The sequence below is a fragment of the Kandleria sp. genome, from assembly GCF_017934775.1.
Classification (GTDB): Bacteria; Bacillota_I; Bacilli_A; order Erysipelotrichales; family Coprobacillaceae; genus Kandleria; species Kandleria vitulina.
Genome location: NZ_JAGBIX010000004.1, coordinates 21,981 through 31,715, shown reverse-complemented (window position 1 = coordinate 31,715; position 9,735 = coordinate 21,981). Strand labels below are relative to the sequence as shown.

Genomic DNA, 9,735 nt, shown 5'->3' with positions numbered 1-9,735 from the left:
GGACATATGGAAGGGACTAGTCTCCCAGTGGGAGGGACGTCTTCCCATTGTGTTCTCTCAGCTCACCGCGGGTTGCCAAGTGCCAAATTATTTACAGATCTAGATAAGATGAAAAAAGGAGATCTCTTCTTTCTTCATATTTTAGATAAGACTTTGGCTTATAAAGTAGAAGATATCTTTACTGTTAAGCCGGATGAAACAGATAAGCTTTCCTTAGTAGAGGGGAAGGATTATGTAACACTTCTGACTTGTACGCCTTATGGTGTCAATACGCATCGTCTGCTTGTAAGAGGCGTACGTACTGCCTATAAGCAAGATGAAGAACAGAAGGTATCCATTCTTAAGGATTATCGTGTATGGATTCTTATAGCCACAATTATCGTATTGATTATTGTGAATGCTTTTATAATCATAAAGAATAAAAGGAAAAAACGTTCCAAGAAATAGGGAGGCGAAAGCTATGAAGAAATGCATAAAAATAATGACTGCTATTCTTATCGTTATCTTTAGCATTGTGCCTGTTATGGCTGATGAAAACGTTGGTGAGGTCGTTATTAAATATCCACTCAACAATGTCGCATTTAAGCTTTTCTATGTTGGTGAATGGAAAAATAGAAAGATTGATTATCAGGGAGAGTTCGCGAATTCACATGTTACTGATGATCTGACTCAAGCTGCAGAAGCTTTAGCTGTTTATGCCAATAAGAATCAATTGACACCAACAAAGGTAGAAAAAACAAACAATGGTGAAGTAATGTTTACCAATGTCAAGAAAGGTATCTATCTCGTTTTAGCAGATGATGGCATGAATGGAAAAGAACGTTATCATGCCATGCCTACATTGCTTTCAATGCCAAACTATGTAGACAGTACTGAAAGCTGGTTCACTGAAATCAATGCAAAATATAATCAGGATGAAGTCCCTGATGAGACTGAACTTGAAGTGATTAAAGTTTGGGATGATAACAACAGTAAAAATCGTCCTAACAGCATTGAAGTAGAACTATTGAGAAACAATGAAGTCTATGATACTAAGACTCTTTCTAAGAGCAATAATTGGAAATATAAATGGACAAATCTAGATGGTTCATATGAGTGGAGCGTTTATGAAAAATCTGTATTTAATGATTATACAGTAGCGATTGAACAGGAAAATAATCAAACGATTATTACAAATAAATCAAACTATAAAACGCCTAACTATAAATCATCATCATCTACATTTAGATCTCGTACAAGTAGAATTCCACAGACTGGACAGTTATGGTGGCCAGTTGTTGCATTAGGTGGATTTGGTGTGTTATTCATTGTCATTGGCATTATAAGAGGAAAATATAGTCAATGAAAGGAAAAATCTTTATAAGGATTGGAGTCCTCTTCATTGCGGCAGCCGTAGCGCTGACAATCTATAATGTCTATGAGGGATATCGTGCAGATCGTTCTTCTTCACAAGTTATGGAACTTTTAAGAAAGAAGATTGTTGTGAAAGAAGAAACACATGTTTATAGATTTTCTAAAAGAGATATGCCTACAATAGTAATTAAAGGGCATCGCTATGTTGGATGGATTTCCATTCCTTCTTTAAAGCTCAATCTTCCAGTCATGGAAACATGGAGCTATCCTCATCTGAGAATAGCTCCATGTCGATATGAGGGATCAATATATAATCGTGATATGGTTATTGCCGGTCATAATTATGCCAGACATTTTTCTCGTATCAAGGGATTGGAGAATGGCACGAAAGTGAGATTTACGGATGTGGAAGGACATGTCTTTCCATATCGTATTACTTCACGCGAAGTACTTTCTCCTACTCAAAATGAAAAGCTTATCAAAAAAACTGATAAGTGGGATTTAACAATGTTTACTTGTACATGGGGGGGAACACGTCGACATGTCGTACGTTGTTCATTAGAAAACTGATGAAATTATTCAAAGTAGAGGGACAATCAATGACTCCATCTATTGAAGATGGACAATATGTGATTGTAAGGAAAAAGAAGCGATATAAATATAATGATATTATTGTATTTACATTTGATCATCGCTACTATGTTAAACGTGTTCAATCAGTTTATCAGGATGGTTATTTTGTATTAGGGGATTGCTTTTCATCTTCTGTTGATAGCCGTACGATGGGCTTGATTAACTCTAAAGATATTATTGGTAGTGTCCTTGTGGTTATTTAAAGGTTCATGATTTTCTCTTTAAATAATTTCACTAGAAAGAAATGAGGTAACATCTTGTGATGTTACCTCATTTTCTGTCACATTATCATCAAAAATTAAAGAAAATTAAAAAATCACAATATAAATATGAGTGAGCGTATATACTTTATAAACACCTTTCCTTTAAAATATTATTAAGGGTATCAATAGGGAGAGGATAATAGCATGTTTAATGAACTTGTAGTAGCGTTGATTACAGGGATTATCGTTTTTACATATTCACTTGTAATCAGGAGTCTTCGTTTAAGAGGGTTGAGTGCTTTTATTGTAACTGTTGTTTTTATGTTGTTTATAATGCTTATTCTTTTTATTATCATTTTAGGAGACTTGTATATTAATGGAATCTTAGTGTAAGGATTCCTTTTTTAATGCCAAAAATTTGGTTTTAAAATATAATAAGCGTGAATTTTTCGGCTATTTGATGTAGTATAATAACGCTATAAGGAGGTGGAGAAATGAAAACGTATTTATGTATTGATCTTAAGTCATTCTATGCATCAGTAGAATGTGTGGATCGTGGTTTCGATCCACTTATGACAAACTTGGTTGTTGCAGATAAATCTCGAACTGAGAAGACAATCTGTCTTGCGGTTTCTCCATCGCTGAAGTCTTTGGGAATATCTGGTCGTCCTAGATTATTTGAAGTGATTCAAAAAGTAAAGAGCATCAATAAAGAACGTTTAAAAGATAATCATTACTATAAATTTCAAGGCTCATCGTATGATTATAAAGAACTAGAAAAAAATAAAAATCTTGCGATTGATTACTATGTGGCAACACCACGTATGGCACGCTATATTGAAGTCAGCAGTAAAATCTATGGAGTTTATCTTAAGTATATTGCAAAAGAGGATATACATGTCTATTCCATTGATGAAGTCTTTATCGATCTTACAAGTTATCTTCATGCTTACAATAATGACGCTAAAGCATTAGCTATGAAGATGATTAAAGATGTCTATAATCAAACTGGTATAACAGCAACTGCTGGTATTGGTCCTAATATGTATCTTGCAAAAGTCGCAATGGATATTGTGGCTAAACATATGAAGCCAGATGAGAACGGTGTGCGCATGGCATTTCTTGATGAAATGCGTTATCGCAAATATCTATGGACACATCGTCCATTGACTGATTTCTGGCGTGTGGGAATGGGGTATGCTAGAAAACTGGAGGCTTATCATATGTATACGATGGGGGACATTGCCCGTTGTGCTTATAATAATGAAGATCTCCTCTATAAGCTTTTTGGCGTAAATGCGGAACTGCTGATAGATCATGCATTTGGCTATGAGAGTGCAGAAATGAAGGATATTAAGAATTATAGACCTCAAAACAATAGTATGGGTTCTGGTCAGGTCTTGCAGTGTGCCTATGATTTTAAGAAAGCGAGGCTGGTCGCTAAGGAAATGGCGGAGCGTCTTTCCCTTGATCTTGTATCCAAGCACCTTGTCGCAAGTGGACTGGTCTTACATGTTGGCTACGATATCTCTAATAATCACTATAAAGGAGAAATGAGTGTTGACTTCTATGGCAGAAAGATGCCACATCATGCACATGGGACAGTGAAGTTTAAGATAGCAACATCTTCATCAAAAATAATGCGAGAATCAGTCAGTGTGCTTTTTGATCGGATCGTCAATAAGGAACTGATGGTAAGACGTTTAAATATTACGGCATTAAATATAAAAAATGAAACGATCAATCAGGGGCCTTCCTATGAACAAATGAGCCTGTTTGTTGATTACAATAAAGAAGATCAGTTGAGAAAACAGGAAAGCAAGAGATTGGAAGAAGAAAAAGTACTCCAGAAAACAATGATTGACATTCAAGAAAAATTTGGCAAGAATGCAGCATTAAAAGGAATGAACTTTGAAGAAGGTGCAACAGCGAGAGAACGCAATAAGCAAATTGGAGGACATAAGGCATGAGGAAAAGGGACAATCAATGGCATAACGTGTATGGTGTTGATATAGAAGAACTAGAAGATCGTGCAAGAGAAGCTTATGAGAAATACGGGGATATCATCAATCTTCCACGTCATGTATCAAAAACAAGAAAACCTATGTCTACCTATAAAAGAGCAGCACAGTTTGCGCCATTTTCAGCGTTGACTGGTTATGAAGATTCTATTAATGAGACACAGAGAATGACAATGAGTAAACCTGAGTTAAGTGAAGATCAAAAAGAAATGATTGATTATAGATTACGACAGGCTTACTTTGATCATGAAGAAATAGAAGTTACCTATTTTGTTAAAGATCAAAAAAAAGAGGGAGGATCCCTCTTTGTAATAAGTGATGTTATTAAGACATATGATGATATCAATCGTCTATTGATCATGAATCAAAGTAAAATCATGATTGATGACATTGTCTTTGTAAAATAGATTAATGTTTCTTTCTCTTCTTACGTGGATACATGAAATCAGGTAAACGACGTCCTTCTTTTAGCCAAGAACGATATTCGGCTGTAGCAGCAAAGAGAACATCTCCAGAAGAGTTAAGTGCTGTTTCAACTGAATCCTGAATGACACCAAGAATCATGCCGACACCAACGACCTGCATAGCAATATCATTGGAAATACCAAATAGTGAGCAGGCAAGAGGAATCAGCAATAATGATCCACCAGTAACACCGGAACTTCCGCATGCGGCTAAAGTAGAAAGAACACTTAATACAAGCGCAGTCAATATGTCATAATGGATACCAAGAAGATTGGCGGTTGCCAATGTCATAACAGTAATAGTAATAGCAGCACCATCCATGTTGATAGTTGCACCCAATGGAATAGAGATAGAGTACATATCCTTGTCTAATCCAAGACGTTCACATAAAGCAAGATTGACAGGAATATTGGCTGCAGAACTTCTAGTAAAGAAGGCTGTAATACCAGATTCCTTAAGACATCTAAAGACAAGCGGATAAGGATTGGTACGCAGTGCAATACCTGCAATAAGTGGATCAATAATTAATGCCACAAAGAACATGGAACCACAAAGTACCAATAACAATGAACTGTATTTTGCAAATACAGAGATACCATTTTGTGAAATAGTAGCATAAGATAGACCTAAAATACCAAATGGTGCACAATTGATGATCCATTTGATAATCTGAGTTAATCCTTCAGCTAGATCATTAAATAATTCCTTAGTTGCATCATTTGCAAGACGCTTTAAGGCAAAAGCAAAAACAATAGCCCAGAATAAGATACCAATATAATTGGCAGTAGCTAATGCATTGACAGGATTATCAATCATATTAAGAAATAACTGATTAATAACATCTGCAATTCCTGATGGGGCAGAAGGCAATTTTTCTGCACTTTTCATTAGCACAATCTTTTGTGGAAATAACATGGATGCTCCTACAGCAACACATGCGGCTAAGAAGGTACTTGTAAGATAAAAGAACACGACTGTTCCAAATTTCTTATCAAGCTTTCCACTACCATTCAATAAAGCACTACATACTAGAAAAAATACGAGTATAGGTGCAATGGATTTGAGAGCACCTACAAAAAGTTCCCCAAGTGTTCTTAATCCTACAAGATGAGGAAAGAACAATCCAAGAATAACACCGATGGCAAGACCACAGGCAATTCGTATAATGAGACTTGTCTCATTATATTTCTTAACGATATTCAAAATTATATCCCCCTTTATATATAGGAAGTAATATAACATATTTTTTATGAATATCCAAACATAATAAATGAAAAAGTGTAAAAAACAAACAGCGAGAATATAAATTAATTCTCGCTGTTCTTGTATTCAATAAAATGATCAATACTATAGCCAATTAATCGACACGCGATAATCACTATAGCAATTGGCAGTAATAATTCTATTTTTCTTGTAAAAATTAAGACAATAATTAATATGATCGCAAGAAAATAGCCAATCATGGTAAACATATTCATATATTTATGACTGTTTTGAGAATCCATTTTTTTCCACCTCTTTAGGCAATTATAACATGTATTCTTGTTTCATCAAGCAAGCTTTCTCATTTTGTTAATCTAATACTCATAACAATTAATGTGTTATAATGACCAATATAAATAAAGAGGGTGAAATCAATGATCGGAATAAGTCGCTGTTTAGTAGGCGATAACTGTACTTACAGAGGAGATTCAAATTTAGTAGAAGAATTAGAAGAACTAAAAAAAGAAGGGGCCATACTTGTATGTCCTGAAGTTCTCGGAGGACTTCCTATTCCTCGTGATCCAGCAGAAATAGTAAGTGAATCACCACTAAAGGTCATGACTGTCAATGGAAAAGATGTCACAAAAGAATATGTGGAAGGTGCACGTAAAGCTGTTGATCATTTATTAGAAAACAATGTAGATACAGTCATTGTTAAAAGCAATAGTCCAAGCTGTGGGGCAGGGACCATCTATGATGGAACCTATTCACATAAAAAAATCAAAGGTGATGGCATTTTTGTAAGATTATTGCGTAAACATGATATACATGTCTATACGGCAGAAGAATATTTATTAAAGAGAAAAGGAGAAAAATAAGATGGGACATATATTAAAGATGAATCCAGTTTTGCATGAAAAAATCTGGGGAGGACATAAACTAAAAGATTATTATGGATATGATATTCCAAGTGATCATACAGGAGAAGCATGGGTTATTTCAGGACATAAGAATGGAGATTGTACAATCGCCAATACAGAATATGAAGGAAAGACTGTTTCCTGGTTATTCGAAAATCACCGTGAACTATTTGGCAATATTGAAGGTGATCAGTTTCCATTGTTAGTAAAGATCATTGATGCAAAAGAAGACCTTTCTGTACAGGTTCATCCTGATGATCAATATGCCAATGAACATGAAAACAGTTTAGGGAAAACTGAATCATGGTTTGTATTGGACTGTGATGAAGGAACACAGATGGTTATGGGACATCATGCAAAAACAAAAGAGGAATTGATTGATTATATTGAAAGAGATGATTATGATCATTTGTTAAATCGATTCACTATAAATAAAGGAGACTTCTATTACATTCCTGCTGGAACATTACATGCGATCTGTAAAGGATCATTGATCTATGAAGCACAGCAGTCTTCAGATATTACATATCGTGTTTATGATTATCATCGTAAAGACGATCAAGGAAACGAACGTGAACTACATGTACAACAGTCTATTGATGTTACGACTGTACCTGCCTCTAATGATAAAGAAATGTTCTTTGAAAATGAAAAACTAGAAACAGGGACAAAAACAAATTATCTGAAATGTCCATTCTTATCCGTTTATGGCTATACAATTACAAGTAAAAATGAAATAATAAATAAAGAACCATTCCAGCTTGTCAGCATTATTGAAGGTGTAGGAACACTTAATGGTGAAGAAGTCAAAGCAGGAGATCACTTTATTATCTGTAGTGATGTAGAAACAATCAGCTATGATGGACGCATGAAAGTGATGGTTACAACATTATAGGAGGATACGAAATGGAATCAGTTTATGAAGAAGCCTTGCGTATGCATGAAAAATATAAGGGGAAAGTGGCAGTCTCACCAAAAGTCAATGTCCAGAATGCTGAAGACTTATCTTTAGCCTATACTCCAGGGGTTGCTCAGCCATGTAGAGAAATTGTAAAAGATAGAGAAAACGTCTATAAGTACACATGGAAATCCAATAGCGTTGCCGTTGTAACAGATGGAACAGCAGTATTAGGATTAGGAGATATCGGTCCAGAAGCAGCACTTCCAGTTATGGAAGGAAAAGCTATTCTCTTTAAAGAATTTGCGGACATTGATGCCGTGCCAATCTGTCTTGATACAAAGGACCCTAAGGAAATCATTGATATTGTAAAAAAGCTAGCTCCAACATTTGGTGGTATCAATCTTGAAGATATCAGTGCACCACGTTGTGTAGAAATAGAAAGAACACTAAAGAAAGAATGCAATATCCCAGTATTCCATGATGATCAGCATGGAACAGCAATTGTCTTGAGTGCTGCATTGATCAATGCCTTAAAAGTTGTAAAAAAAGATATCAAGGATATCACAGTTGTCGTATCAGGAACTGGCGCTGCAGGCAGCTCTATCATTCATATGATTCATGATCTTGGTGTAAAAGAAATCTATGGATTCAATATCAACGGTATTGTCACAAAAGAAGATTATGATCAATATGATTTCCTGACAAAAGAAATCTCTGAGATTACCAATAGTGAAGGTAAACGCATGACTATGGCAGAAGCAATGAAAGAAGCTGATGTCTTTATTGGTGTATCCGCTCCAGGACTTGTCACAAAAGAAATGGTTGCCAGCATGAAAGAAAATCCAATTGTTTTTCCAATGGCCAACCCAGAACCAGAAATCACTTACGCAGATGCGATTGAAGCAGGGGCTGCAGTCGTTGGAACTGGTCGATCAGATTATCCTAACCAGATCAATAACGTGTTAGCCTTCCCAGGATTATTCAGAGGGGCACTAGATGCACGTGCACCACAGATTACTGAAGCCATGAAAGTAGCAGCCGCAAAAGGAATTGCGTCTCTTATCAAAGACGAAGAATTATCTAAAGACTATATTATTCCACGTGTATTCGATCCACGTGTATCCAAAGTTGTCGCAAAAGCTGTGGCAATTGAAGCAGAAAAGTAAAGAAAAAGTCCTTATCATGAATGATAAGGGCTTTTAAAATAAAAAAAGAATAACAAATGTTATTCTTCTTCTCCATCATTGTAGTTTGAAACGTTATGATAAACCTGGTCAACGTCTTCGCAGTCATTTAATAAGTTCATTAAACGTTCAAATAAATCCATGTCTTCACCTTCAAGTTCAATTGTTTCAGTAGGGATAGTCTGGATTTCATCGATATCAAATTCAACCTTAGGAAGTTTAGCCTGAATGGCAACCTTGATATTGTTATAGTCTGTAGGTTCACCAGTGATCTTAATTGAACCATCATCTAATGTTTCGATATCTTTTGCGTCTACTTCACCTTCAATTAAAGCGTCTAAAGCATCTTCTTCAGATAAACCTTTGAACTGAACAACTGCTTCAACATTATATAAGTAAGAAACTGAACCTTCAGCACCTAATTTAGAATGTGCTTTAGTGAATGCAGGACGTACCTGTGAGATTGTTCTATTTACATTATCAGTTAAACATTTAACGATTAATGTAGAACCATTAGGACCAAAACCTTCAAACTGAAGTGAGTCATAGTTGTCAGTTGCACCACTCTTAACACGATCAATAGCGTTATTGATAACGTGAGATGGTACCTGATCCTTCTTTGCTTTATTAATAATAGCTCTTAAAGAAAGGTTTGCATCAGGATCTGGACCACCAGACTTTGCAGCTTGATAAATTTCTTTTCCATAATAAGAATAGATTTTTGTTTTCTTTGCAGCAGTAGCGGCCATTGATGCCTTACGTACTTCATGAGCTCTACCCATAATAAAATTGCCTCCTTAGTAAAATTACTAGTCAATTATAAACATTTTTATTGTTATTTTCAATAAATTT

Annotated in this window: 12 protein-coding genes; 9 read left to right on the top strand and 3 right to left on the bottom strand. The window is 35.4% G+C overall.

Going from position 1 to position 9,735, the window contains the following annotated elements; translation table 11 throughout:
• From J6L95_RS00585 to J6L95_RS00560, 6 genes are all read left to right on the top strand, one after another.
• A partial coding sequence (locus tag J6L95_RS00585) for a class C sortase (RefSeq protein ID WP_287457717.1) occupies positions 1 to 447 on the top strand: 447 nt, incomplete at its 5' end.
• Positions 448 to 460: 13 nt separating this feature from the next.
• Positions 461 to 1,345, top strand: a complete 885-nt coding sequence (locus tag J6L95_RS00580) for a Cna B-type domain-containing protein (RefSeq protein ID WP_074686219.1) — start codon at positions 461 to 463, stop codon at positions 1,343 to 1,345.
• Positions 1,342 to 1,923, top strand: a complete 582-nt coding sequence (locus J6L95_RS00575; protein ID WP_287457715.1) for a sortase — start codon at positions 1,342 to 1,344, stop codon at positions 1,921 to 1,923. The genes J6L95_RS00580 and J6L95_RS00575 overlap by 4 nt, the downstream gene beginning before the upstream one ends.
• Complete coding sequence (locus J6L95_RS00570; RefSeq protein WP_159048253.1) at positions 1,923 to 2,189, top strand: S26 family signal peptidase; 267 nt, start codon at positions 1,923 to 1,925, stop codon at positions 2,187 to 2,189. The genes J6L95_RS00575 and J6L95_RS00570 overlap by 1 nt, the downstream gene beginning before the upstream one ends.
• Positions 2,190 to 2,683: 494 nt before the next feature.
• Positions 2,684 to 4,159, top strand: coding sequence for a Y-family DNA polymerase (locus J6L95_RS00565; RefSeq protein WP_287457712.1), 1,476 nt, complete (start codon positions 2,684 to 2,686; stop codon positions 4,157 to 4,159).
• Positions 4,156 to 4,617: a YolD-like family protein gene (locus tag J6L95_RS00560; RefSeq protein ID WP_081347221.1), complete on the top strand. Its 462-nt coding sequence runs from the start codon at positions 4,156 to 4,158 to the stop codon at positions 4,615 to 4,617. Before J6L95_RS00565 ends, J6L95_RS00560 begins: the two co-directional genes overlap by 4 nt.
• A gap of 1 nt (position 4,618) precedes the next feature.
• On the opposite strand, the gene sstT is transcribed toward J6L95_RS00560, so the two are convergent.
• Positions 4,619 to 5,878, bottom strand: a complete 1,260-nt coding sequence (gene sstT / locus J6L95_RS00555) for a serine/threonine transporter SstT (RefSeq protein WP_287457711.1) — start codon at positions 5,876 to 5,878, stop codon at positions 4,619 to 4,621.
• Positions 5,879 to 5,982: 104 nt separating this feature from the next.
• On the bottom strand, positions 5,983 to 6,180 hold the full coding sequence (locus J6L95_RS00550; RefSeq protein ID WP_287457710.1) for a hypothetical protein: 198 nt from the start codon (positions 6,178 to 6,180) through the stop codon (positions 5,983 to 5,985).
• A gap of 132 nt (positions 6,181 to 6,312) precedes the next feature.
• On the opposite strand from J6L95_RS00550, the gene J6L95_RS00545 reads away from it, so the two are divergent.
• From J6L95_RS00545 to J6L95_RS00535, 3 genes are read left to right on the top strand one after another with little or no spacing between them, the layout of a single operon-like run.
• Positions 6,313 to 6,756, top strand: coding sequence for a 2-thiouracil desulfurase family protein (locus tag J6L95_RS00545; protein ID WP_287457709.1), 444 nt, complete (start codon positions 6,313 to 6,315; stop codon positions 6,754 to 6,756).
• Position 6,757: 1 nt separating this feature from the next.
• Positions 6,758 to 7,693 (top strand): type I phosphomannose isomerase catalytic subunit, encoded by a 936-nt coding sequence (locus tag J6L95_RS00540; RefSeq protein ID WP_287457708.1) that lies wholly within the window; start codon positions 6,758 to 6,760, stop codon positions 7,691 to 7,693.
• Positions 7,694 to 7,704: 11 nt separating this feature from the next.
• Positions 7,705 to 8,865, top strand: a complete 1,161-nt coding sequence (locus tag J6L95_RS00535; protein ID WP_287457707.1) for an NAD(P)-dependent malic enzyme — start codon at positions 7,705 to 7,707, stop codon at positions 8,863 to 8,865.
• Between the two features lie 59 nt (positions 8,866 to 8,924).
• On the opposite strand, the gene J6L95_RS00530 is transcribed toward J6L95_RS00535, so the two are convergent.
• The gene (locus J6L95_RS00530) at positions 8,925 to 9,665 is read right to left on the bottom strand and encodes a YebC/PmpR family DNA-binding transcriptional regulator (protein ID WP_287457705.1); all 741 of its coding nucleotides are present in this window, start codon (positions 9,663 to 9,665) and stop codon (positions 8,925 to 8,927) included.
• Positions 9,666 to 9,735: the final 70 nt, after the last annotated feature.